The 23,688-nt window shown below is 39.7% G+C and carries 29 protein-coding genes and 1 other RNA gene; 11 read left to right on the top strand and 19 right to left on the bottom strand.

Going from position 1 to position 23,688, the window contains the following annotated elements; translation table 11 throughout:
- Positions 1–355 precede the first annotated feature (355 nt).
- The 3 genes from AC0VYV_RS07685 to thiM all read left to right on the top strand — a co-directional run bounded on the left by AC0VYV_RS07685 (position 356) and on the right by thiM (position 3,144).
- Entirely contained in the window at positions 356–2,002 is a 1,647-nt protein-coding gene (locus tag AC0VYV_RS07685) for an ABC1 kinase family protein (RefSeq protein WP_475374720.1), read from the top strand.
- The gene (locus AC0VYV_RS07680; protein ID WP_475374719.1) at positions 1,992–2,234 is read left to right on the top strand and encodes a hypothetical protein; all 243 of its coding nucleotides are present in this window, start codon (positions 1,992–1,994) and stop codon (positions 2,232–2,234) included. Before AC0VYV_RS07685 ends, AC0VYV_RS07680 begins: the two co-directional genes overlap by 11 nt.
- Before the next feature lie 106 nt (positions 2,235–2,340).
- Positions 2,341–3,144 (top strand): hydroxyethylthiazole kinase, encoded by an 804-nt coding sequence (thiM, locus tag AC0VYV_RS07675; RefSeq protein WP_475367069.1) that lies wholly within the window; start codon positions 2,341–2,343, stop codon positions 3,142–3,144.
- A gap of 84 nt (positions 3,145–3,228) precedes the next feature.
- Here the strand turns inward: thiM and AC0VYV_RS07670 are convergent, their stop codons facing one another.
- From AC0VYV_RS07670 to AC0VYV_RS07660, 3 genes are all read right to left on the bottom strand, one after another.
- Complete coding sequence (locus AC0VYV_RS07670; RefSeq protein ID WP_194221010.1) at positions 3,229–3,435, bottom strand: hypothetical protein; 207 nt, start codon at positions 3,433–3,435, stop codon at positions 3,229–3,231.
- A 182-nt stretch (positions 3,436–3,617) separates the two neighbouring features.
- Positions 3,618–3,872 carry a hypothetical protein gene (locus tag AC0VYV_RS07665; protein ID WP_430242369.1) on the bottom strand — a complete coding sequence of 85 codons (255 nt, stop codon included), beginning with the start codon at positions 3,870–3,872 and terminating at the stop codon, positions 3,618–3,620.
- A 68-nt stretch (positions 3,873–3,940) separates the two neighbouring features.
- Positions 3,941–4,792: an MBL fold metallo-hydrolase gene (locus AC0VYV_RS07660; protein ID WP_475374718.1), complete on the bottom strand. Its 852-nt coding sequence runs from the start codon at positions 4,790–4,792 to the stop codon at positions 3,941–3,943.
- A gap of 167 nt (positions 4,793–4,959) precedes the next feature.
- On the opposite strand from AC0VYV_RS07660, the gene AC0VYV_RS07655 reads away from it, so the two are divergent.
- Together AC0VYV_RS07655 and AC0VYV_RS07650 are read left to right on the top strand one after the other, a co-directional pair.
- Complete coding sequence (locus tag AC0VYV_RS07655; protein ID WP_475374717.1) at positions 4,960–5,622, top strand: peroxiredoxin; 663 nt, start codon at positions 4,960–4,962, stop codon at positions 5,620–5,622.
- 167 nt (positions 5,623–5,789) lie between these two features.
- Entirely contained in the window at positions 5,790–6,419 is a 630-nt protein-coding gene (locus AC0VYV_RS07650; RefSeq protein ID WP_475374716.1) for a redox-sensing transcriptional repressor Rex, read from the top strand.
- A gap of 47 nt (positions 6,420–6,466) precedes the next feature.
- Here AC0VYV_RS07650 and AC0VYV_RS07645 read toward each other — a convergent pair whose 3' ends face one another.
- Positions 6,467–7,093 (bottom strand): 3'-5' exonuclease, encoded by a 627-nt coding sequence (locus AC0VYV_RS07645; RefSeq protein ID WP_475367065.1) that lies wholly within the window; start codon positions 7,091–7,093, stop codon positions 6,467–6,469.
- Positions 7,094–7,284: 191 nt separating this feature from the next.
- Here AC0VYV_RS07645 and AC0VYV_RS07640 point away from each other — a divergent pair, with 191 nt between their 5' ends.
- Entirely contained in the window at positions 7,285–7,968 is a 684-nt protein-coding gene (locus AC0VYV_RS07640; RefSeq protein ID WP_430242379.1) for a bacteriorhodopsin, read from the top strand.
- A 65-nt stretch (positions 7,969–8,033) separates the two neighbouring features.
- On the opposite strand, the gene AC0VYV_RS07635 is transcribed toward AC0VYV_RS07640, so the two are convergent.
- The 9 genes from AC0VYV_RS07635 to AC0VYV_RS07595 all read right to left on the bottom strand — a co-directional run bounded on the left by AC0VYV_RS07635 (position 8,034) and on the right by AC0VYV_RS07595 (position 15,684).
- Complete coding sequence (locus AC0VYV_RS07635; RefSeq protein WP_475374715.1) at positions 8,034–8,801, bottom strand: TIM barrel protein; 768 nt, start codon at positions 8,799–8,801, stop codon at positions 8,034–8,036.
- A gap of 126 nt (positions 8,802–8,927) precedes the next feature.
- Complete coding sequence (locus tag AC0VYV_RS07630; RefSeq protein ID WP_475367063.1) at positions 8,928–9,383, bottom strand: hypothetical protein; 456 nt, start codon at positions 9,381–9,383, stop codon at positions 8,928–8,930.
- A 131-nt stretch (positions 9,384–9,514) separates the two neighbouring features.
- Positions 9,515–10,267 (bottom strand): class I SAM-dependent methyltransferase, encoded by a 753-nt coding sequence (locus tag AC0VYV_RS07625; RefSeq protein ID WP_475367062.1) that lies wholly within the window; start codon positions 10,265–10,267, stop codon positions 9,515–9,517.
- A 150-nt stretch (positions 10,268–10,417) separates the two neighbouring features.
- Complete coding sequence (locus tag AC0VYV_RS07620; RefSeq protein ID WP_475367061.1) at positions 10,418–11,608, bottom strand: dicarboxylate/amino acid:cation symporter; 1,191 nt, start codon at positions 11,606–11,608, stop codon at positions 10,418–10,420.
- A gap of 265 nt (positions 11,609–11,873) precedes the next feature.
- Positions 11,874–12,119: a biotin/lipoyl attachment domain-containing protein gene (locus AC0VYV_RS07615; RefSeq protein WP_226612333.1), complete on the bottom strand. Its 246-nt coding sequence runs from the start codon at positions 12,117–12,119 to the stop codon at positions 11,874–11,876.
- Positions 12,120–12,519: 400 nt separating this feature from the next.
- Positions 12,520–13,065, bottom strand: coding sequence for a phosphoglycerate mutase family protein (locus AC0VYV_RS07610; protein WP_475368787.1), 546 nt, complete (start codon positions 13,063–13,065; stop codon positions 12,520–12,522).
- Positions 13,066–13,091: 26 nt separating this feature from the next.
- Positions 13,092–13,655 carry an HD domain-containing protein gene (locus tag AC0VYV_RS07605; protein ID WP_475368786.1) on the bottom strand — a complete coding sequence of 188 codons (564 nt, stop codon included), beginning with the start codon at positions 13,653–13,655 and terminating at the stop codon, positions 13,092–13,094.
- A 394-nt stretch (positions 13,656–14,049) separates the two neighbouring features.
- Complete coding sequence (locus tag AC0VYV_RS07600) at positions 14,050–15,135, bottom strand: GerAB/ArcD/ProY family transporter (protein WP_475368785.1); 1,086 nt, start codon at positions 15,133–15,135, stop codon at positions 14,050–14,052.
- A 57-nt stretch (positions 15,136–15,192) separates the two neighbouring features.
- A complete protein-coding gene (locus AC0VYV_RS07595) occupies positions 15,193–15,684 on the bottom strand; it encodes a CBO0543 family protein (protein ID WP_475368784.1) in 492 nt (163 codons plus the stop codon).
- 254 nt (positions 15,685–15,938) lie between these two features.
- Here AC0VYV_RS07595 and AC0VYV_RS07590 point away from each other — a divergent pair, with 254 nt between their 5' ends.
- The 3 genes from AC0VYV_RS07590 to AC0VYV_RS07580 are packed head-to-tail and all read left to right on the top strand — an operon-like array spanning position 15,939 to position 18,981.
- Positions 15,939–17,519, top strand: a complete 1,581-nt coding sequence (locus AC0VYV_RS07590; RefSeq protein ID WP_475368783.1) for a spore germination protein — start codon at positions 15,939–15,941, stop codon at positions 17,517–17,519.
- Positions 17,520–17,549: 30 nt separating this feature from the next.
- Positions 17,550–18,743, top strand: coding sequence for a Ger(x)C family spore germination protein (locus AC0VYV_RS07585; RefSeq protein WP_475368782.1), 1,194 nt, complete (start codon positions 17,550–17,552; stop codon positions 18,741–18,743).
- A 4-nt stretch (positions 18,744–18,747) separates the two neighbouring features.
- A complete protein-coding gene (locus AC0VYV_RS07580) occupies positions 18,748–18,981 on the top strand; it encodes a hypothetical protein (RefSeq protein WP_475367055.1) in 234 nt (77 codons plus the stop codon).
- A gap of 89 nt (positions 18,982–19,070) precedes the next feature.
- Here the strand turns inward: AC0VYV_RS07580 and AC0VYV_RS07575 are convergent, their stop codons facing one another.
- Positions 19,071–19,268: a hypothetical protein gene (locus AC0VYV_RS07575; protein WP_475374714.1), complete on the bottom strand. Its 198-nt coding sequence runs from the start codon at positions 19,266–19,268 to the stop codon at positions 19,071–19,073.
- Positions 19,269–19,417: 149 nt separating this feature from the next.
- Between AC0VYV_RS07575 and AC0VYV_RS07570 the strand changes: the two genes are divergently transcribed.
- Positions 19,418–19,678: a transcriptional regulator SplA domain-containing protein gene (locus AC0VYV_RS07570; protein WP_475368779.1), complete on the top strand. Its 261-nt coding sequence runs from the start codon at positions 19,418–19,420 to the stop codon at positions 19,676–19,678.
- Positions 19,679–19,689: 11 nt separating this feature from the next.
- On the top strand, positions 19,690–20,718 hold the full coding sequence (splB, locus tag AC0VYV_RS07565) for a spore photoproduct lyase (protein WP_475367054.1): 1,029 nt from the start codon (positions 19,690–19,692) through the stop codon (positions 20,716–20,718).
- A gap of 149 nt (positions 20,719–20,867) precedes the next feature.
- On the opposite strand, the gene ssrS is transcribed toward splB, so the two are convergent.
- The 5 genes from ssrS to AC0VYV_RS07540 form a co-directional block, all read right to left on the bottom strand.
- Positions 20,868–21,051: non-coding RNA, 6S RNA (ssrS, locus tag AC0VYV_RS07560), on the bottom strand.
- A 114-nt stretch (positions 21,052–21,165) separates the two neighbouring features.
- Positions 21,166–22,080 (bottom strand): AEC family transporter, encoded by a 915-nt coding sequence (locus tag AC0VYV_RS07555; RefSeq protein ID WP_475374713.1) that lies wholly within the window; start codon positions 22,078–22,080, stop codon positions 21,166–21,168.
- 129 nt (positions 22,081–22,209) lie between these two features.
- Complete coding sequence (locus AC0VYV_RS07550; RefSeq protein ID WP_475368778.1) at positions 22,210–22,509, bottom strand: hypothetical protein; 300 nt, start codon at positions 22,507–22,509, stop codon at positions 22,210–22,212.
- Between the two features lie 131 nt (positions 22,510–22,640).
- Entirely contained in the window at positions 22,641–22,964 is a 324-nt protein-coding gene (locus AC0VYV_RS07545) for a DUF3889 domain-containing protein (protein WP_475374712.1), read from the bottom strand.
- An 84-nt stretch (positions 22,965–23,048) separates the two neighbouring features.
- On the bottom strand, positions 23,049–23,513 hold the full coding sequence (locus AC0VYV_RS07540) for a CBO0543 family protein (RefSeq protein WP_475367050.1): 465 nt from the start codon (positions 23,511–23,513) through the stop codon (positions 23,049–23,051).
- Positions 23,514–23,688 lie beyond the last annotated feature (175 nt).

Genomic DNA, 23,688 nt, shown 5'->3' with positions numbered 1-23,688 from the left:
TTAGTCGAATCCCCCTCCTATACAAGTTTTGGAAACTATACGAGCGCAGAGAATTCTTTTCTTGTGACGATCATTATCATGGCGGTTTCAGCCGTCATAGCTTTTCTTATTCAAAAGTGGCTCAGTAAGAGACGAAAATAATGAAGATTTCACTCGAATGAGCTAACAAAGTTATTTAATAAGGTTTATTAATAGGTAACATCTTTTGAAGCAATAGGAAAGATAATCCTCATCCCTGTCTCTTGTAGAGATAGGGATTTTCAATGTGTTCTTTAGCTGTAATAATTGTTTCTAATGAACGAAAATAGGCTATGTTAAACACTAAACGCCATTTATTCAGGAGTAGGAGTCGCATATGAAATATCATTCGCTGTATCGGATCATTGTGATCGTTTGGATGTCGGTTAAGTTCTTCATTCAACTCGAGCATTTCAGAAGAAAAAGCAAGCATTCATGGGACCAGGAACGCTGGCAGAAGCTGTTAAAGAAACAAGCGAGAGAATATAAGGAAAAAGCGATTCGTCTTGAAGGATTACTTGTGAAACTCGGACAGTTCCTCTCTACAAGAGCTGATATTCTTCCAAGAGTTTTTCTTGAAGAAATTGAAGATCTTGTTGACCGCGTCCCTTCTTTCTCTTGGGAGAAAGCAAAAAAGACTCTTGAAGAAGAATGGTCATCTGATTACGAAGATGTCATTGAGCAGCTTTCTGAACGACCAGTTGCTTCTGCCTCTATTGGTCAGGTATACAGAGCAACGTTAAAATCAGGTGAAGATGTTGCTATCAAAATCCGTCGTCCAAATATCCGTAAAATCATACGAGCTGACTTTCAAGCGCTCCGAATTGTCTTTTGGTTAATGGATACATTCACTTCTTATGGAAAACAGCTCGATCTTAGTAGACTTTATGATGAAGTTCGAAGCGTGATTGAAGATGAACTCGATTTTAAAAAGGAACTAAAAAACGGACTACACTTCCAGGAACGTTACAAAGACAGCCCAGGTTATCGCGTACCGAATTACGTATCTGAATGGTCAACGAAAAAAGTCCTTGTCATGGAATGGATGGAAGGCGCGCGGATTACGAATCTTTCTTACATTGAAGAAAAGGACATAAACCGACAAGAGCTCGCACGTAAACTTTTGAAGGGCTATCTTGAACAGCTTCTTCAAGAGGGACAATTTCATGCCGACCCACATTCAGGGAATATTCTAATCCAAGAAGATAGCACAGTTGTTTTTATCGATTTTGGAATGGTTGGTCATATTGAAGCAAGAGATGCTCTATCGATTCGCAAGCTGATTACTGGAATCGTACTAAGTCAGTATCGTGATGTCACGGATGCCCTTGAAGAACTTCGGTTTCTTCTTCCTAATTCAGACAAGCGTCAGATTGAGAAAGCTATCCAGACACTTGTCACGTTATTTGTCGAACAAGATTTAACGATGATGGATGAAGATACGGCAGATCAAGTGCTGACAGAAGTGCAAACCCTTGTGAATAAACAGCCCATTCAACTCCCTAGTGAATTCGCTTTTCTAGGAAGAGCGATATCAACAATTGTAGGTATTCTGTACACATTGGACCCAGAGATTGATTTAATTGAAGAAGGAAAGCCGATTGTGCAGGAATGGATCAACCGGGAAGAATCAACTGATAAGCGCTATGATCCTAAGAAAATTTTGAAACAACTTTATGCGAGAATCACTTCCATTGAAAACCCTCTTGACCGATTGTCTGATGAGTTCAACCAACATCGAAAATGGGTAGAATCGATGAAGCAACGAGAAGTTAAAGCAAAAAGCATGTTGTGGAATAAGCATTATGGATTTATCCTTTTTTGCCTCAGTCTAATCGGATTCTTTATTAGTGAAGCCTTTGAAATTCAATCGTTACTCCTCCCTACTATGATTACTGGAGGAATCAGTTTACTCGTCATACTTCTTGCAGGCACCTTCGAGAAGCGACTATGGAAAAAAAGGAGCAGTAAAAATGAAGGATGAAAAAGTAATGAAGGAAACAACAGAAAAGCTCGGACGCTCTGAAGTGAAAGTGGAAGGTCTTCAAGATGGGTATCGTATTACAGTGAAAGGAAATGAAGAAAAGCTCAAGCAAAAACGACGCGTTGGCGGTGCCTTTATTAACCTTCTTAAACAACTTGAAAGAGCAGGCTATCGATTGCCTTTTCCATTTTCATGGATTCTGCGCTTCTGGAATCGGTATTCAAAACCATAGAAGATGAGGGAGCATTCCCCTCTTTTTTATTTTCACTTCTTCCTCTTATTGGTACAATGAGGAAATGAAACCACTTATCATTGATTCACAAGAAAGGGTGTGCGCCATGGATAAGCAACACGCAGCAGAACTAATTACAAAAGTAAGAGAGACTTCTCCTCTCGTTCACAATATAACGAATACAGTTGTTACGAACTATACTGCAAATGGTTTACTTGCCGCAGGGGCTAGCCCTGTAATGGCGTATGCACGAGAGGAAGCGGCAGATATGGCGAGAATTGCTGGAGCTGTCGTCTTAAATATTGGTACACTTACAAAGGAAACCGTTGAAGCGATGCTACTCGCAGGAAAAGCAGCAAATGAATTGAACACCCCTGTTATACTCGACCCAGTTGGAGCCGGTGCTACTCCTTATCGAACGTCAACTGCTCGCCGCATTTTAAAAGAAGTCGACGTTCAATATTTGCGAGGAAATGCCGCAGAAATCGCTAATGTTGCAGGAAAAACATGGTCAATTAAAGGCGTTGATTCCATCGAAGGGGACGGAAATCGCGAAGCTCTTGCTAGAAAAGCTGCCAAGATGTTTGGCTGTGTTGTGATTGTAACTGGGGAAATTGATACCATTTCAGACGGCAACACTTCAATAAGACTAGGAAATGGTCATCCCATTTTAACGAAAGTAACCGGCACTGGATGTCTTCTCTCCTCCCTGCTTGGGGCATTTGCAGCCGTTGAACCAGACCCTATGCTCGCAGCCTATGGCGTTCTTGCTTTCTATGGAGTGGCTAGTGAAAAAGCCGCTCATCTTGTTGGAAACAGGCCTGGAGATTTTCAAATTGAATTACTTAACCAACTCTCTCTGCTCTCATCAAAAGAAATTGAAGAAAGCATTCAACTCATGCCGAACTAACGAAAAGGGGAGCGCGAATCAACATTCGCGCTCCCCTTTTCGTTCAAGGAATCAACCTCTTCTTCATCAAAAAACATACTCCTATCAATGAGCAATAAAAAAGCAATCCTCCACGCCTTTGAATGTATAGACTACTTTTTCAAGCAACGGATGGAAGTAAACAATGAGATAATCTCCGCTTCGATCGATGACTCGTTTACCCCAATGATACACTGGATAATCCTGCATGGTGCATGATTCTGTTTCGACTTCGGAAGTGATCCAATCGATCACTTTTGCTTCCTCATCCATTACTTCCCCCTCGAGAACTTACTGATAGGTGAATGTGTACTACACTTTCTTCTCTACACCATGACGCCCATCCACCGAAAGTGCTCTATTGTTTAAGACATATCTCACTCGTTTTTCTATTATTACTTTCAAAGAATATCCCAATTCATGTAAAAACCTGAAGCAAAGGCTTCAGGTTCGTACTAAAACAAGAGGCCAATAATTCCGGCCAGGATGCCAAAGACGATGGCGATAATATACCAGATCACCGCAAGAACAACGATAAGCCAACCGATTCCTTTTCTACCTGTTTGAATGAAATAAATCCCAAGTACGATTGGTCCAAATATCAAACCGATAATGGCCCAAAAGAAGGAACTCTTATCTTGTTTTTTAGCATCTATAAATAAGAAAATGGCGATAACCACATTTACAATAAAGCCAAATGACATTTCCATACGCTCACCTCATTTCTAGAAAACTGTTTCCCTTTTGTCTTTCATTCTAAACTGGACATCTATGGTGTTTACGTGAGATCAACGATTAACGTATCGAATGCAAAGGATATCTTCTTGTTTTGTAGAATGGTGCTCTCCACTTGTTTTAGATCATCAAAGCTTAATTGATCGGGTTCTTCGATATGTGTTAGGAAGACTTCTTTCACTTGAAGCTTCTCAATGATTTCAAGCGTCTGACGAAACGTTGCTTCTTCTTTGAGTACAGGGTGATCAGCGTTTATTTGGCGCTCCCCAGTAATCGGATGAAATTCGCATACACCTGTAGGCAGCACCGCAAGATCCAATTCCCCAAGCTCCGGTGGCTCCCAACCAAATAACTCGTCAGGCGCAATGAGAATACGTTTGCCCTCCCCCTCAAACAAAAAGGCATAAACATAGTCCTCCGAAAGCCGAAACGGTGTAATCGTTATCCCATTAAGACTCACCTTTTCTCCATCACTCAGTTCATGAAGCGATATGTACTTCTGACTTTCAAAGAAAGTTAGATGCTCAGCTGTACCTAATCTTGTCTGAAAATCGATGGCTACTTGTTCTGGAAGATAAACGTCCGTCGTTGTTCCTTTTGCAGGATGATTAATCCAATCGGCATTCACTGATTCGAGTACTCGTCTCCCCATCACATGGTCGGGGTGCCAATGGGAATAAAAAACGCCATCAATGTTTGAAATACGTGATCGATTTAACTGCATATAACTATCTTCAGGTGTATCAATCAAAACATTGGGCCCATGAATAAACACGCTTGGACCAGATCTACTGTAAGGAAGTCCCTTTTCTCTTGCTTCCTTGCATACGTCACATTGACAGAGTGGGCGCGGGATCGCCATAGCGCCACCAGTGCCAAGAAATTCGATTTGCATCTTCTTACTCCCCTCTCATAATTTGGAATCATTTACTTCTCTCATTCTATCTTTTCCTTTCTATAAGAAAAAGACTAATTTTAACAATTGTCACAAAATCGACTGTTTATTTCAAAATGAGAAGGGAACACCATTCATAGATTCAAATTGAAGGAGGATGTTTTGAGATGTCAGAACAACAAACTGAAGTCACATACCAGCTTCCAAGGATCGGTTCACCTGCCCCCGATTTTACCGCAAACTCAACTCACGGACAGATTTCATTAGACGATTATAAAGGTAAATGGTTTGTCCTATTTTCCCATCCTGCAGATTTCACACCTGTATGCACAACAGAGTTTGTCGCTTTTCAGGAAATTTATCCTGAGTTGCGTAAACTTGACGTTGAGCTAATTGGACTCAGTGTAGATAGCGTTTCCTCTCATCTTGCATGGGTGCGTAACATCGAGAAAAACTTTGACACCGAAATTGAGTTCCCCGTAATAGCGGATCTTGATCGCAACGTAGCAACACGATACGGCATGATTATGCCTGATGAAAGTCAAACTGAAACGAGTCGGGCCGTATTCGTCGTAGATGATAAGCAGGTTGTTCGAGCTGTTATCTATTATCCTCTTACTACTGGACGGAATATGAATGAAATCATGCGATTAGTTAAAGCTTTGAAAACAACCGATGATCACGGTTCACCAACTCCTGCAAACTGGGAACCAGGAGATAAAGTGCTCGTTTCTCCTCCTAAGACACAGGAAGCAATGAAGCAACGTGAAAATGACGATGATCTCGAATGCATCGACTGGTATTTATGTAAAAAAGAACTTAATGAATAAAGCTGCTATCAAATCGGCCTAATTGGCCGATTTTTTTTGGGGATTAACTTAACTTTTTTATTGCACGTTATCCCCTCTAGTTCTTTTGGATTATTTTCCAAATTGCACTTTGCTAGATTAAGATTATAATAGAAGGGAAAGCGTATTAGTTTGACGGAGGTAATGTTATGAAAAAGGAAGAGAATAAGCTTCCAAATGCAACCATTAAGCGGCTCCCACTCTACCTCTCTTACTTAAAAAGCGTTAAGAAATCGGGACAAAAATCGATTTCATCTGTAGAGATTGGAAATGCACTTAATTATAAATCAGATCTTGTAAGGAGAGATTTTTCTAAGATAAAAGCCCCAGGACGAAAAGGGGCTGGATATGAAGTGAAAAAGTTAGTCAACCACCTTCACCTGATCGTGAACGAGAATACTGAACCTGAAGCTGCGCTAATTGGCGCCGGTCGCCTTGGGACAGCACTTCTTCACTATAACCATTTACGAAAGTCGACTCCTAAAATCAAAATGGCGTTTGATAATAACCCAAAAATAGTAGGCAAAACGATTGCTGGTGTTCCGGTCTATCATATCGATGAAATGTATGACCGCTTAACCCCCACCGTCACCGTTGCTATTCTCGCTATTCCTGCCGCTTCAGCACAGTTAATTTCTGAAAAACTATCTGAGACAGGAATTATTGGGATAATGAATTTTTCTTCGGCCTACTTGCAACTTCCCGCCAACGTTCACCTACAGCAAATTGATTTGGCGAGAGAGCTTGATACATTATCCTTCCTCATTCACTTCTTCTAAACGATTGCAGAAGTAAAATAGGTTAGAAAACCCCATCACCAAATTCGTTAGCGAATTTTTGGTGATGGGGTTTTCTTTGTCACTCGTTTTTTATTTAACTTTGCTGGTTCATACCCATTATCGAACAACACACCGTTTGCCGTACCTGTTCTCTCCACGAGTTCATTTACATCGCTTGCATTTAATGTCTCTGCCGCTTTCAAGAAAATCAGAGCCGAAGCACGTGCATCATCCAGCGCGTGGTGATGATCAAGATCGATCCCAAGGTAATCAGACACAACATTTAATTTATATCGGGGTAATGTCCACGTTTTTTTCGATAAATTCACCGTACAGTTATAAGCAAGTATCGGGTAAGGTAGGCTATATTGATCGAGAACAGCGCGTAAGACGCTCATATCAAATTGAGCGTTATGCGCGATAAGGAATTTCCCCTCTACTAACTCACGAATTTCCTCTTTCCATAGAACGTCGAACTCAGGCGCGTCGGCTACGTCCTCTTCTGTAATCCCATGAATGCTAATGTTAATGCCTGCAAAATAATTTTGTTTTGGTCTCACCAATCGATAGTACTCTCGAATAAGCTCCCCATTCTCGTATTCTACGAGACCAATGGAACAAACGCTTCCTCTTTGCGAATTAGCCGTTTCAAAATCTAGTGCAACGAAATTCATATCGTAACTCCTTTATCACTCAATACTTCCATCTTAAAATGTTCTCCTTAATCCGTCTACCTATTTGATTGTTTCAATATAACTAGTCTTTGTATTTAGTAACAAAATTCCATAATTACTCTATTAATAATGAATAAATTCTTTCCCAAAGCCAATAATGGATATCACGTTAAGAATATAGAGGTGAAACCATGAATTCAATTGATATTTCGCTACACATTTTTTATTTTATCGTCATGATCTCAAGCGCCATTTATTTTTATCTCCTAAGTCGAAACCCAAAAGGCGTTCCCTTGTATGAATATGTTGTTGCCATTCTAATCACAGGATGGTCTGGGGTCGCTTATTTATCGATTGCTTTAGGGCAAGGAATATTAGAAAGACCGGAAAAAACGATTTATTTTGCACGCTATTTAGATTGGGTCGTCTCGACTCCTCTCTTACTACTATCACTTGCCTTAACTGCTATGTTCTACCAAAGTAAAATCAATCGCACACTCATCGCTTCTTTGATTGCAGCTGATGTATTCATGATTTTAACTGGTCTCATTGCAGATTTTTCATCTGAATCACTAAAATATGTTTGGTACACAATGGGACTAGTTGCTCTCGTCATCATATTAGTCATTATATGGGGACCGCTCAAGAAAATAGCGGATGGTTCAAACGAGCAACTTGCAAAGCATTATAAGCGAGTAGCGATTTACTTAACATCTTTTTGGGTTCTTTACCCTACCGCATGGTTTTTCGGGTCATCAGGAGTTGGCGTAACTGCAGGCATTATTGATACTCTAGCCTTTATCGTTCTTCCGATATTCTCGAAAGTAGGATTTGGTCTACTCGACCTTCACGGATTACGAAAACTAAATGGATAATACCATAAAGAGCTACAACTCCCAGTGGAACACTGGTTTTTGTAGCTCTTTATGATTTCTAACCACTATTCAACGTGCTCTAAAATGGTCTCTCTAAATTCCGCTAAAGCTCGATCCGTTTCTATCGTGTAGCCGCATTCCAATCCAACAAAACCATCAAACCCTGTCTCTTTAATTGCTTTTAAGATGTTCGTATAATTTAACTCACCTGTCCCTGGCTGATTTCGCCCAGGGTTATCAGCGATATGATAGTGATGGATACGATTCCGATAGTTCGTCGCGTTTCGAATCACATTCCCTTCCGTAATTTGCTGATGATAAACGTCGAAAAGAAGCTTTACATGAGGACTATCAACTTGATCGATGATCGAGATCGCTTGATCTGAATATTGAAGAAAGTGCCCTTCGTGATCAACAAGGCCATTTAAAGGTTCTACTTCAAGCACCATTCCAGACTCTTCACATAGCGCTGCACTCCGCTTAAGAGTATCAATCATGGCATCTTGTTGCATCTTAATTGGCGCATCGATCATAACGTTCCCCGTTTGTGTAATTATTGAAGTTGTTCCAAGCCTTTTGCATGCTTCAATTGTTTCAGTTAGTCCACTAAGAAAAAGCTCACTCATTTCAGGATTAACTAGATTGAAAGACCTTGTACATGTTGCTGTAATTCCAACCCCAATACGACGTTGTGCTTTAGCCACTTCTTTTAGATCGAGCTCTGTCCAATCATAATATTCGAGTCCATGAAAGCCGTGTTCTTTCACTTTCTCCAAATGAGTAATCACATCTTTACCAGGGTAAGCACCGATACAAAGAGAATATTTCAACAATCACTCAGCTCCTATTATTTGTTATGACGGTCCATTTCACTTCTTAAGCACCTTTTTTATAGGTGTTTCCTACACTTATTAAGGTAATCATCTCTACTTATCTGCTTTCAAAGAGTGCTCGTTTCGTTAAATGAAATATGGAAAATAATATCCGAAAGAAACAAAGAGTCCAACCGTCGTAAAAAGAAGTGTTTCAACAAAAAAGGGATGACGTGATCCTCCCCTATGTATGGCAACCGCACCTGATTCAAAACCACTATGAAACTTTCCAACAGTGCGACTTGCGTTTTCTTGAAAGGGTCTAAAATAAGCGGGTAGCCAAATAATAGCTATAAGCAAAATACTTCCTACGAACCATGAATCGATGAAATTCCAGCCGCTCATGACCGATATGGCGGCCACTAATCCACTCTCAAACAGTAGCGTAACAACGAGAAGCAACCCATACCGGTTAAAAGAGCCAAGTTTACTTAACAAATGTTTTTCAATGAACGCAGAAATCTTACTTAACGCTCCTGCTACTGAAACAGCTACTATTAAAAAGCCCATGCAAAAAAAGAATTTTACAACCAGATTAATCACACCCTCTAAGAGATAGTGGCTTCTGCTTCGAAAGAAACGCTTCTCTTAAAGTACGGATCAGCTTACAATAAGTTCCATATCATTCGATAGAAAAACTATAATATCTCCCTCAAAATCCAGAGCTTACTAACTTATTTAACCGCTTTAATAATCATCGTAGTTGGAAATTTCTTTGCTTTGTACAAAGAATAATATCGATCTGAAACAGTTATGTCTTCCTCAGACATAGAAGAAGAAACATCACTTTCAATCACCGTTTTTATCGTAAACCCCGCCTGGATTAATTCATTTATGTAAGTGGACATTTTCCGTTTATGGATCGTCATGGTGACGCCTTCACCTTTGAAGTCTTCAAATGTATGAAGGCCTTCATTTTGATAAGAACCGTTAAGTGTCACTGCTCCTTCTTTACTTTTCAAATGAACATATAAAGGATGATCCCAGCTAAAAACAAAGCTTCCTCCCTCTTTTAAGTAAGAGTAAATCAATGCGAAAGTTTTCCTTAGATCTGTTGTCCATCCAATCGCATAAATAGAAAATACATGATCAAAATAGTTTTTAGGAAGGCCAATCTCTTCTTCCATTGGCGCACAAAAAAGATTGGGGGATAAACCTGATAACGTTTCCTCAGCCTTATGTTTTTGTTCTTCAGATAAATCGACGCCCCACAGTTCTTCTGCTCCATTATTCGCCATATACCGTAATGAATGCCCACTACCATACCCAACCTCAAGTACTTTACTTTTCTCAAGCTGATCAAATAGCTGGAGCTCGTTCTCCGTTTGAGCAAAAGGGCCATACGCAGGTAACGCATCTACCCCGTTAAAATGATGAGCAACTTTATTCCAACTTCCTTTGTTTTGTTCCAAAATCGTATATTTCATATTCCTCTCCTCCTCCAACTACTTTCATTTCGAGAGGATAATAGGAGAATCCTTTTTCTCAAACAAACCTTACAGCAATGGTGGCTTATTATGAACGAAATAGATTGCGAGAGAACATCAAAAAGGACAGGCATCTGCCTGTCCTAAATGTTATCCTGCTTTTGCAGTGTCTTTCAAAGTTGCTTTCTTCGATGTTAATCGATCCACAAGGCCTGACAAAGCCCCATCACCTGTTACGTTACAAGCTGTACCAAAGCTATCTTGTGCAAGGTATAAAGCGATCATTAGTGAGATCATCGTTGAATCGAATCCAAGCATTGTTTCTAACAGTCCGATCGCCGCCATAACAGCACCACCTGGTACACCAGGCGCCGCAATCATGGTAACCCCAAGCATAAGGATGAATGGAATGATCGCAGCGAATGTAGGCTCCTGTCCATTCAAAAGCATAACCGCCATCGCACACGAGACAATCGTAATCGTGCTTCCGGAAAGGTGAATAGTCGCAAGGAGCGGAACGCTGAAATCAGCAATTTTCTCTCGTACACCATTCCTTTTCGTTTGTCTTAGCGTGACTGGAATAGTAGACGCTGAAGACTGAGTACCGAGCGCTGTAAAATACGCTGGCATCATTCCTTTCAGAAGCTTAAAAGGATTACGAGATGTCGCTGCACCAGTAATGCTATATTGAATCAAAAGCATTGTCATATGAAGAAGAATAATCATGACGAACACTTTGGCAAAAACACTTAAGATTGTTTGGACTTGTCCAGCACTTGTCATGTTTGCGAAAATGCCAAGAATATGAAGCGGTAGTAATGGAATAATGACGTAGCTAATCACTTTCTCAACGATTGTTCTAAACTCAATCATAACCCCTTTTAGCATATTCCCCTTCATCGCAGCCATGCCAAGTCCAAGTGTAAACGCTAGAACGAGTGCCGTCATAACGCCCATCATAGGAGGAATCTCAACCTCGAAGAAAGGCTTTAATAACGATTCTTCAGGATTCGCCATCTCTGAAGCGGCTCCCCCGGTTTCAAGGAATAAAGGATATAAATTTCGTGCAGCAAAGAAAGCTAGCAAACCAGCTAGAAACGTAGAAAGGTACGCAACTGACGTTGTAACCCCAATTAACTTCCCTGCACCCTTCCCAATTTCACCAATTCCCGGTGCAATAAATCCAATAATAATGAGAGGAATCGCGAAACCTAGAAAGTTTCCAAAAATCCCATTGAATGTAGCAAATAATCGTACGGTCCATTCAGGGAAATAAGCTCCAATAACAATTCCAAGGGCAATGGCAATAAGAATACGTGGCAACAGTCCAATTTTCTTCATAGTGTCCTCCATACAAAAACATTTGTCCATCTCGGGTGTAATATATGTGTACTTTACTAAAAAAAGAGTCATCCTGCAAGACATATTCGTTAGAAACAAATAAGAAAGTTTGATCAACAAAGTATTATATGGATAAGTTGGATATTATTCTCATATCGGATCAAAAAAACGAAAGACGCAAGCGCTACGGTAAACCGTAACATGCTTGCGTCAGATCTCGCTCCTTCTATGATCATCAAGCACAGTGCTCAGCTATGAGCGAGCATCAGTCGCTTCCTGTTACAAAATCATCTTCTTTCATTGAGGCAAGAATGTAACCGCCAGTTACGCGATCATTCTCCTTCACATGAAGTTCAGAAATTTCCCCGCTTACTCCAAGCGTAATTTTCTCGGTATTGCCCTGTCCATTGCGAATGACAAACATTGGCTCCCACTCATATACTCGAGATGCATGTTTGACGAATACTTTCTCGATAACTCCCTCACATGGACAGACCACTGAACGATTCATGGTTTCTTTCCCCTTTCCAGCTTGTAATAGTTCCTGTATGGAACAGTTTGTTTTCTATACTTCCATGATATGTTTCGCATGCTTTTCTATGATGCAAAACGAATGTTTTCTTTAACCTTGCGTCCATTTTACCTGCTTTTTTCTTTTTGACAACCCCTCTATTTTATGAAAACCCTTTATAAACTAGCAGATTTAATTTAATAATTGACCAATTACATTTTGCTAAGATAGCGTCTCTTTCTTGCGAATTATTATTTGATTCATCACTTCATGTAACTAGTAATCTTATAACCTCGCATATTATATTAGCTACACAGTGTTTATTGAAGCACACAACATTGCTGAAAATATTTCAACATAGTAAAATCCGAGCAAAAAATAAAAAGTGAAATGATTCGTTCTATTCTTTCCAATACGTAACACAAGCCCAATTGGCTGAGGCTTTATCTCCCTGTAACTTCCAGCTTCGCTTCTCTAACTCCCGTCCAATAAAGCGATTGAAAAAGCCATGCCCAACTAAAACGAGAGATTCCTTTGCCATTGCACATTCCTCTAAAACATCAGCGGCTAACTTGGCACGCTTTCTCGCTTCCTTTCGAATTTCTGCTTGGTTTGATAAACCAATAAACCAAAGAAACCGATAAAAGACTGTCCACATTTGAGGTTTGATCTTTAGGAAGCGTATGTTGTAAAAGGGGAGTTCCAGTTCTCGGAAGATGGGATCGCTTTGAATCGTACTTGCCTGCTGCGCTGATTCTAGAGACCTCGGCAAGTCACTCGTTAATACTAACGGTGCTTGTTGTAAAATAGCTTGAACATGTTTCGGAGCTTCATCACATATGCCTTCTCTATTATATTGACTAACCCATTGGCAATAAGCCTCACTAGTTAACCGGTTCGAAAAATCGCAGGCCGATTTTCCATGTCGTATTAAACTTATTTTCACCTAATCCCATCCCTACCTTTATTAGCTCATGCTTCCTCATTCATTTTCATTATCGTTGCTTTATCAATTTCTTCACGTATGGATTTCATTATACCGTGATCCTTCACATACTCTTTCCCATAAGTAAGGTTAAATTCATAGTCAAAACCAGGGGGATTCGTGCCCTGGGTATGTTGTATAATCGTCTCCATTTTATCGAGTGCTTTTACAAACTTAGCTTCTTTCGTTGAGCCTCTATTATACTCCTGACAAATTGTAAGAATGTCATTTTTCCCCTTATCACTAAGAGATGATGTGAGACGCTGAACGGCCTCTTCTTCCTTTAGTACTTTCTCCTTTTGATCGACTTGAACCGTAGCAGAGATATCCCCGTCATATGCTTCTCCAAGATCGTGAACAAGGCACATAATCAGTACTCGTTTTGTATCAAGCTCTGGAAACTGATCGCTTAAAGCAAAAGCAAACATTGCGAGCCTCCAGGAATGTTCGGCCACGCTCTCTCGTCGACCGCTTCTCATGTAGGCAGTTCTTGTCGTATCCTTTAATCTTTCAAGTTCCTTAATGAACGTAATCATTTGATAAGCATCCATGAATGATATCCTCCTTCTTCCAAGATGCTGTGACATCCTTGAGTCAGTAAGTGCGAAAAATCGTGATTGTAGCATTGCTTATTGTTCTTTATATGTAACTAATCTCTCTTTCGTCCCCTTAAAAGTCGATTTTCCATTCAAAAATAGTCGTAAGATGACTCTTAGATACAAACATTTAACTTTACCAACATTTAATTATGAGTTGTTCGCTAATCACCAACCATATTATTCCATTATCATTACCTTTTTCTCCATAGTAAAAAAGAGAACAGGCGATACCTAAAGGTACCACCTGCAGAGAGTATATAGGTCTTATCTCTTTTAGGACGGAGATGGTAAAGAACCAACGGTAAACCTACACTAAGGCTAGCACGCTCTTCTCCAATTCGTTCTATTAAATCAACTTTCTACCTTTTGCAACTAGAATTAATAACATGGGGAATCCAACTCCATAGATCGATGCATAAAGGGTCCATGTTTTCGATACAAAATCCTGCATATAAATAATGTCAGGATAACTAATTTGTGCTAAAACCAAGCTCCCTATTCCAAGAGGAAATAACAGCAGTCGATAGTTTTGAACGCGAAAGATATGCGTTAACGAACGTGCTGAGGTGTAGAACAAAAGAACTAACTTAAAATAAATAGAAAGCATCCAAACAATCGCCACGATGACTTCAATTCGTTCGACGATTTTCCCGATGCTAATTTTCTTTGCAAGAATATACGTAGGATACGTATATCTTGCTGTGAAATCCGCTCCTAATACAAGGATTGTGGCACAAATAATAACAAACAAAACGACGCTACCCATCGCAGTTCCTTTTAAGAATGAAATGCTCAATTTATTATGTTTGTCTACGTGTCGATAGATCATCAGAAAGGCAACTAATTCGAGAAATGGCAAACCAATAAAGGGAATAGAAGCCTTGATAATTGGCTTAACACCGTTTTCCATTATCGGTTTAATCGCTTCAAACTGCATTTCAGGCACTAGGAGAACGGTTAGCAAAATGAGCAGACAGAAAATCCAAGGGAAAAAGATTTCACATGCTCTTGCAATGGTTTCTATCCCCAGACTTGCGCCCATAATAACGACGATCATAAAGATGGTGAAAATAATATATAGCGGCGTTTCAATCAAGATTTGGGTCGTTAAAAAGTCTCCAATATTTCTGAGGACAAGAGCTGCAAGAAGAAAGAGAAAGGTGAAAAATAAAAGCGATGCAATCTGACCAATCCATTTGCCGAGTACTTTCTCACTCGCTTCCACAATCGTCATATCAGGAAATTTCTTCATAAAATACCCATAAAAAACAACGAGCATTGTTCCGACTCCAATTGAAACGATCGCTGAAATCCACGCATCTTGTTTTGCTACAGCAGCTAGACCCGCAGGAATAATTAAGATGGAGCTTCCAATTATGTATAAGGCAACTAACCATGAGAATTGACGCGTATTAATGATTTCCTTTGCCATCGCTCAGACGCTCCTTTTGATAGCTGGAACCTTATTGTTTTACTTCTCTCTTATCGACTAAACATAATGAAAAATGACTAATAGAAGCATCGAGATGCCTATCGATAATGGAAGTGCAATCGTTTTGTTCCGGTGATGAAGGTGCACCATCGGAAACATCACAATAATAAATAATAGTGACCATGCCAGGTTCCATCCATTGTGATAAGTAATCATCTCAGCTTTAGAAGCTATACATTCCACAAGCCAAAATCCTGAAATCCATTTCACATTGTATAGAAACCTTCTTTTTCGCATTGGATAATTAGACAGATAAAGTAGAACAACTAAAGGATTAACAACGAGGTTATGTAGTAAATGAACATTAAATTTACTAAAGAAAATGTCTTTTTTAAACTCCCAAAGATGAAATTCTTCATACGATATCGTTTCATAAACGGTTGCTGCTAAAGCAATATAAAGCATACTAGGATAGTATTTTTCCCAATTTCTCCAATCGCCTTTCCAAAAAACAAAAAACAGTAGCGTGATAATGAGGACAATGTTCATTGTTATTCTCCTAATTCATAACGGTATGTGTTTCGTATCATCATGTTTATTTTGGATAAAGATACGCTACTTACCATAGCAAAAACATTTTTACATATTTATACAAAAGTAGTATGCATCTTTCGGAGCCGTTTATGCATAATAGGGGAATTTTCGCTCAGTTTTATGCCCATATCGATTTATGACGTTGAGGTGGATAAAAACCATTCGATGTGAAAACCTACTTATGAAGAAAATAATGTGGGAGATTTGTGATGAAACGCATAAGGCGATTAAGGGAAACCAAAAAACGTAATGAAAAGGACTCTTCCACCGATAGTACTTCTAAAGACATTAGCCTGGATCTTCAAAAAAACATAGTGAACATAAAGAAAATGCTAGGAGAAAGTTCTGATTTAACGATTAGAGAGATTCATTCTGGTACAGATGAGACAAAACTTATCGCTGTCATTTTTATTGATGGACTTGCAGACAAAGTAATGGTCCAGGAAAGCGTCATTGATCCATTGATGCTCGATATTCGAAAAACGGATATAGCGATGAACGTCATACAACATGCTAGCTTTTATGAGATCCTAAAGCATTTCTCTCTTGCTGCCTGTGAATTAACAGAGATTCATCGTTTTCAACCCTTATATGATCATCTCCTTTCTGGAGATACAATCATACTTATTCAAGGTGAGTCTAAAGGATTTGCTATTGGTTCAAGAAACTGGAAGGATCGCGACGTTAATGAACCCACTTCCCAAACTGTCATTAGAGGGCCGAAAGATGGTTTTACGGAAACAATTCGAACGAACACCGCGCTGCTTAGACGAAAAATCAAAGATCCCTCTCTTTGGATCGAAACGAACCCCATCGGCCATAAGACCAAAACAGATGTTGCCCTCGTTTATTTAAAAGGCGTTGTTGATGAAAGTATCTTGAAAGAAGTGCGCGAACGGTTAACGAAAATTGATACTGATAGCATTTTGGAAAGTGCCTATATTGAGGAATATATTCAGGATAATACCTACACTCCCTTCCCAACGATTTTCAACTCTGAACGACCTGATACGATTGCAGCTGGCATATTAGAAGGCAGAGTGGCCATAATAGTTGACGGAACACCATTTGTCCTTCTTGTTCCAACTTTATTTGTTCAATTCTTTCAATCAAGTGAAGATTACTATCAACGTTTTGATATTAGCGTAATGGTTCGTCTATTGCGATATATCTCCTTTTTCCTTGCTTTGTTAACACCTTCAGCTTATATTGCTGTAACAACCTTTCATCAAGAGATGCTTCCTACCTCCCTTCTCATTAGCTTAGCGGCACAGCGAGAAGGGACGCCTTTTCCAGCACTCATAGAAGCTTTGTTAATGGAACTTACCTTTGAGGTGTTACGTGAAGCAGGTATTCGTATGCCTCGCGCAGTTGGCTCTGCTATATCTATTGTTGGCGCACTAGTTCTTGGACAAGCTGCAGTTGAAGCAGGTATCGTTTCTTCTGCAATGGTAATCGTCGTCTCAATCACAGCTATTAGTAGCTTTGTTATGCCTTCATTTAACTTAGCCATTTCTCTTCGAGTGCTTCGCTTTCCGTTCATGTTGCTTGCAGCTACATTTGGTTTATTTGGGATCATCATCGGTATTATCGCAATGGTCCTTCACTTATGCAGTTTGCGCTCATTTGGCGTGCCATATATGTCTCCTATGGCGCCTATTATCCCGAAAGACCAAAAAGATAGTATTCTACGTGCGCCGCTATGGAAACTACGAACACGCCCTTCCTTCATTAGCAAAGGCGATGAAACAAGAAATATCACTCCTCCACCAAAACCAGAATCAGATTAATTTTAGGATAATGAGAAGGTGATCATGGACATGACAGCTTACGTATATCGACTTGCGACTTTGTTAACATGTTTATTTCTGTTAACAAGCTGTTGGAGTAGTAAAGAGCTTAACGAAATAGCGATTGCTACAGCCATCGGAATTGACAAAAGCGATGAGGGTTACTTGCTGACCGTTCAAATCATTAATCCAGGAGAAATCGCCTCAGATAGCCCAACAAATCGGACGGCTACGACAACATATCGTTCTTCTGGAGAAACGCTATTTGAAGCTTTTCGGAGATTAACCGTACAAGCACCTCGAAAGGTTTATTTTTCTCATGTTCAAATCGTGGTGTTTGGGGAAGAAGCAGCGAAAAGTGGCATTGTCCAGCCTCTTGATTTTCTTTCGAGAGACCACGAGATGAGAACGGACTTCCTTCTTGTTATCGCAAAAGACACGCTCGCTGATCAACTCCTAAATATTCTAACGCCTATGGATAAAATTTCGTCCAATAAGATCGTTTCCTCCTTTTATATGTCTGAAAGAAACTGGGCGCCAACTCATACCGTTAAATTAGACGAACTTATGTATAAACTTTCTACCGATGGGAATGAAGCCGTCCTTACTGGGATTTTTATTAAAGGTAATCCTGATCTAGGAAAAGATAGTAGAAGTCTTGAAAAAACAGAGCCTCCTACAACTGTTCAAATTGATCATATTGGTGTTTTTAAAAATGATAAATTAATCGGCTGGTTTAATGAGGATGAAAGTAAAGGGTTTAATTATTTTACAGACAATGTCACGAGTACCATTGTCAATGTTCCTTGTTCCAACAGTAGTACAGGTATTGAAGTCATTAGAACAAAAACATCTTTAAAAGCAAGCTTAGAGAATAACACTCCTCATATCGATGCAATCGTGCGTGTAGATGGAAACGTAGGAGATGTGGAATGCGACATTGATATTACCAATCCACAGACAATAAGAAAGTTTGAAGCAATGGTCGAAAAAGACATTCAATCTAAAATGGAGTCAGCTGTTTCTGCAAGTCAAGATAAATTCAACAGTGACATCTTAGGTTTTGGTGCCCTCATTCATCGCGAACATCCAGATCAGTGGCGAATGTTGAAAAATCATTGGAATGAGGAATTTAAAAACGTCGAAGTGGATTACACCATCCACGCCACCATTCAACGTACCGGAAACATCACCGATTCTGTTCAAAGAAAGGATGGTGAGTAAAACGATGTGGTTTATTATCGCTGTCGGTGTAGCCTCGATTCTAGTTACCGTTATGGAAGCAGCCAAATTACGAAAGAAAAAGCAATTGAAAGACCTTTGGGTATATAGCATCCTTCTATGTATCAGTTTTACTTTCTTAGTTCTAAATAAACTTCACATCCATATCCCAACCCCGCTTACGATCGTGAATTTCATACTCGAACCATTGAGTAACGTATTGTATGGATGGTTGCAATAGGCAGGTGGTGCCTGTCACCACCCGTTAATTGTCATATTGTGTCGTATATAAGCAAAGACGCCGTTGAATTCGGCGTCTTTGTAATAGCTCTAATGTCCTTCTCTTTTCCATACATAATACGCTTCTGGATTTTCTAATTTTCTCATCCATGTGCTTTTCTTCGGAGCGACACGATCAGAAACTTTGTACCATACCCCACCTCTCATTTTTCGATATAGCTTCAAACGAGCAAATACTCTGTCACTAAAACTTAGTGAAGGCAATAGTTTCCTCAAGTATTTCATCATGCCTTCACGCACCTCCCTTACTTTCAAGTCAACAGAACATCGTATGCGCTCGTTTTAGACTTCATGACTAAAATAGGCTTTATTTACCAGAAAGGAAATGTCACTCTTGTGGAACAATGAGGAAGAAGAACTTGAAGGAGTGATAAAGAATGGACTTGCACGATTCCAATTACGAGTCAGGACAAGACTACCAAGCAGGTGATGTTGTCTATGTGATGTACCGCAATCCTCATACGTACAGCGTGGCTAACATTCAGGAAGCAGCCGTTGTGAACGATCCTGATGAACCTGGTAAGCTTGCCTTATTTTTGTATGAAACATACTACCCGCTTGATTCTGATATGGCGATCTATCATTCAGAAGCAGAAGCTGAACAGGCCTATGCCACATACTTTGGATCCATAGAATAGGAGGGCTTCCATTGGTCAAACCCTTTGTACCACAGCTCGTCTACATGGAACCACGAGCGTTAGAATATCCACTTGGACGGGAACTACACGAGAAGTTCTCTAAAATGGATATTGAGATTAGGGAAACAACATCACACAATCAAGTACGAAACCTTCCTGGGGATAATCACTTCCAGCAATATCGAGTCGCTAAATCTACTCTCGTCGTTGGGGTAAGGAAAACGTTGAAATTTGATACGTCTAAACCTTCCGCGGAATATGCGATCCCTTTTGCAACTGGTTGTATGGGGCACTGTCATTATTGCTATCTCCAAACAACGATGGGCAGCAAACCCTACATACGCACGTATGTAAATACAGATGATATTTTTGATGCTGCAGAAAAGTACATGCAAGAACGAGCACCTGAACCTACCCGATTTGAAGCATCCTGTACATCGGACATCGTTGGCATTGACCACTTAACGCATACATTGAAACGTGCGATTGAATACTTTGGAAAATCTGATCATGGACGTCTTCGATTTGTGACGAAATTTGCACATGTGGATCATCTACTAGATGCGAATCATCAGGGAAGAACAAGGTTCCGCTTCAGTATGAATGCGGATTACGTTATTAAATTTCTAGAACCCGGAACTTCCAGACTTGATGAGCGCATCGAAGCAGCCGCTAAAGTCGCTGAAGCAGGCTACCCACTGGGCTTCATCATCGCGCCTATCTATTTGTACGATGATTGGAAGCAGGGCTATCTGACTCTATTTGAGAAGTTAGAAGCCAAACTTCCTAAGAGCGCAACGAAAGACTTAACATTTGAACTCATCCAGCATCGATTCACAAAACCAGCTAAGCGCGTTATTCAAAAAAATTACCCAATGTCTAAGCTTGAAATGGAAGAAGAAGATCGCCTTTATAAATGGGGGAAATATGGTATTGGAAAGTACGTTTATCAGAAGGATCAGCAGCAGGACATGAAAGACACATTCGGAAGCTATATAGATAAGTTCTTTCCAAATGCAAAGCTAGAGTATTTCACGTAAGGTCTTAGGCGGTGACAGGCACCGCCCGTTTTAACTCGAACGTTGTCGAAACACCAATACTCAAAAAAGGCATGGAAGCGAAGTCGCTTCCATGCCTTTTATATGTACAGCACCATTTAATTTAAAAAGAAAAAATAAGCAAATTTAAACCCAACCCCGCTTCGTCGTCACTATAAGTGTCTCAAAGCCCGCGTAAAAGCAGGTGGGTACCCGCACAGCTACCTTTAACGTCCCGCTCAGAAGGCCGGCTTGTTATTAGCAACTGGATTTAGAGTTCCCGGAAAACTAGCATCGGTTTGAGACAACCGTTGTTAACGTGCGTTGCAGGAAATGGGTATTGCTTATGACTATACTCTACACCTTCGTTTACTAAAAATCAATGGTTGCGATTTCCAGTTCCGTACACTTTCTCCCTTTAAATAGTAGGACAAAAGAGTACCAGTCCATCTAAAACAACCAGCGACTTAATGAAATTACAGCCGTGACTGTGATCATGCTGAGAACGGTTGAAGCAAGTACAATCTGTGCAGAGAGTTCCGGCTCATTTTCATATTCTTGAGCAATAATAGCACTGTTGACGGCTGTCGGCATGGCTGATGATATCAATAACGCTTGGGCCGTAATCCCGTCAATACCTAGTACAAAAATAATCCCCAGTGCAATGGCAGGTCCAAGCAACAGACGTAGCATTAAGCTTACATAAACAACAGATAAATTTTTAGCGAACCGAAGCTGGGCCACCTGAGCTCCTAACGTTAACAAAGCGATTGCCACCATCGAATCACCAATGTACCCTGCAGGAATTAATACAAATTCAGGCAGTTCTACATGGAGTAAATTAAATCCGACTCCAAGAACCATCGCATATAAAACAGGCATTTTAAAATACCCAAGAAGCGCATTTAATTTATTTCCTTCTACCGTCTTTAAAGAAAAGATTCCCCACGAGAACGTGAGAATGTTTTGAAACGTTAAGATGATAACTTGAATCGACATAGCAAACGGATCATGCTTAAAGACAAGATCATTTACCGGTACGCCATAGTTTCCTGAATTGTAGAATAAGATGCTGTTTGTAAACGATGCGCGTACACTTCTACTATAGCCGAATAAACGGCTAATTAAATAAGAAACAACATATAAAATCACAATTAACAAACTAAAAAAAGTAAGCACCGATAAAAACAACGATAGCGAAAAAGCTGTTTCATACAGTTTCAAGAAAATAAAGCCTGGCACAATGAAATAAATATTTACTTTCGCAAGTGTGTACAAATCAAATTGAAAAATACGATGCAGTAAAACACCGATGCCAATGAGAATGAACACGGGTACAATAATTTTAATAAATACACCAATCACAAAGAGTCCCTCAATTCAGTACTGCATTTTATCTACGTATACAGTTTACATGAAAGAGAGCATTTCTTCAGGACGGATGCTTATTCGAAAGAGTTCCTAGATGATTCCACACGATTGAAGCTGCGGTTGTTAAGAAACCTTTTCCTTAAGTGCTTCTCGAAGAATCATGTTAACGGCCTTACGTCGCTTCCATAAGAAACCTATTAGTGCACGATCATCTAAATACTTTTCCTGATCATCACAATAAGAGGCTCCTTTGCAATGCACGGAAAATGAAGCACCTTGATATTTCATGACCGTACACTGTCCTTCTTTTTCTGTATCGTCAAAAACGAAGTAATGTTTTTGACCTATTTGGTCAAATTCAGCAATTTGCTCAAAATTCTTCAACAACGTCTCAACATCTGTTTTACGCTTAATAATGTTCATGGTCTTCCTCTCCTCTTCTCAATAAATAACCCTCTCTGTATTCATATATCATTCGATTTAACTCGCTAAATTCCTTTTTTCCTAAAAACACAACAAAAAGCCAGCCGGTATGGCTGACCTTTTCATTACGATTATTGAAATTCTTCAATCTCATCATATTTCACATCGATTAACTGGTCCTTCTTAGGGTTAACGAGGACATAGACTCTAATTTCCCTTGAATGTCCATTTTCCTTTAACTTAAATTCAAAATCGTATTGCTCTCGAACATCGGATATAAAAACCTTCCCATCATATCTGTAGTCTGTAATTTGTTGATCGGGATACCTTTGACTCGTCTCTTGAATCGCTGTTTTCCCCCACTTCGCATAAGAAGGTGGTTCAGCTCCAACTTGTGCGATCGGAACAAAGAGTATGAAAGTTATTCCTAAGACGGCAATCAGTTTATTTAACAAAGTAACTACCTCCATTCAGTTTACTCTGAAGATAGTATTCATTCCTTTCCTTCTAATCATGCACATACCAGTTAAATCCCTTCGCTAATTTTTAACGGGTGGCAGGAACTTGACAATCATACGGATGAGCACTAACACAAAGATTGTACTGATAAATGTATACATCCAAGTCCAGCTTATATAGTGTATAAGGTTGGTGTATCTTTCTAAAAAGTATTCCACAATGGTAATAATAGAAGAATAAACAGCAGCCTTCATGATAAAACCGATCCATCCAGATCGATAAGTACTCTGATAATAGTAAACGCCTAATACAGGAAATAAGATATATTCATATGTAAAACTGGAATCGAAATGCGTATTAAACAAGTTCACTGGATAGGAAAGCAAATTCTCTTCAACCACAATGACACCAATAATCGATGACAAATAGCCAGTTAACAAAAAGAAGAGAAGCCATTCCTTTATTGGCGGCTTTCTAAGACTGTAAGCAAACAAAAGAACACCAATACCAATTAAAATCCACAGTATTGATACTTCTGATATCATGATTCATCACCTTCAATTTAATCCTCTATTCTATTACTATCTCCTCTATCCCATCTTCATATTCACAGTTGAACGAGGGACAAGGTTTATCCCTTGGAACATCATACCCATCCTTTGAACCAGATATAAAAAAAAGAAAGGAATTCCTGCTCACACGGTTTAACGCCGCACTCTT

It is taken from the genome of Anaerobacillus sp. QJM3NY_17 (assembly GCF_056173665.1).
The sequence above is the reverse complement of the archived record's forward strand: the minus strand, read 5'-3'. Positions and strand labels throughout refer to the sequence as shown.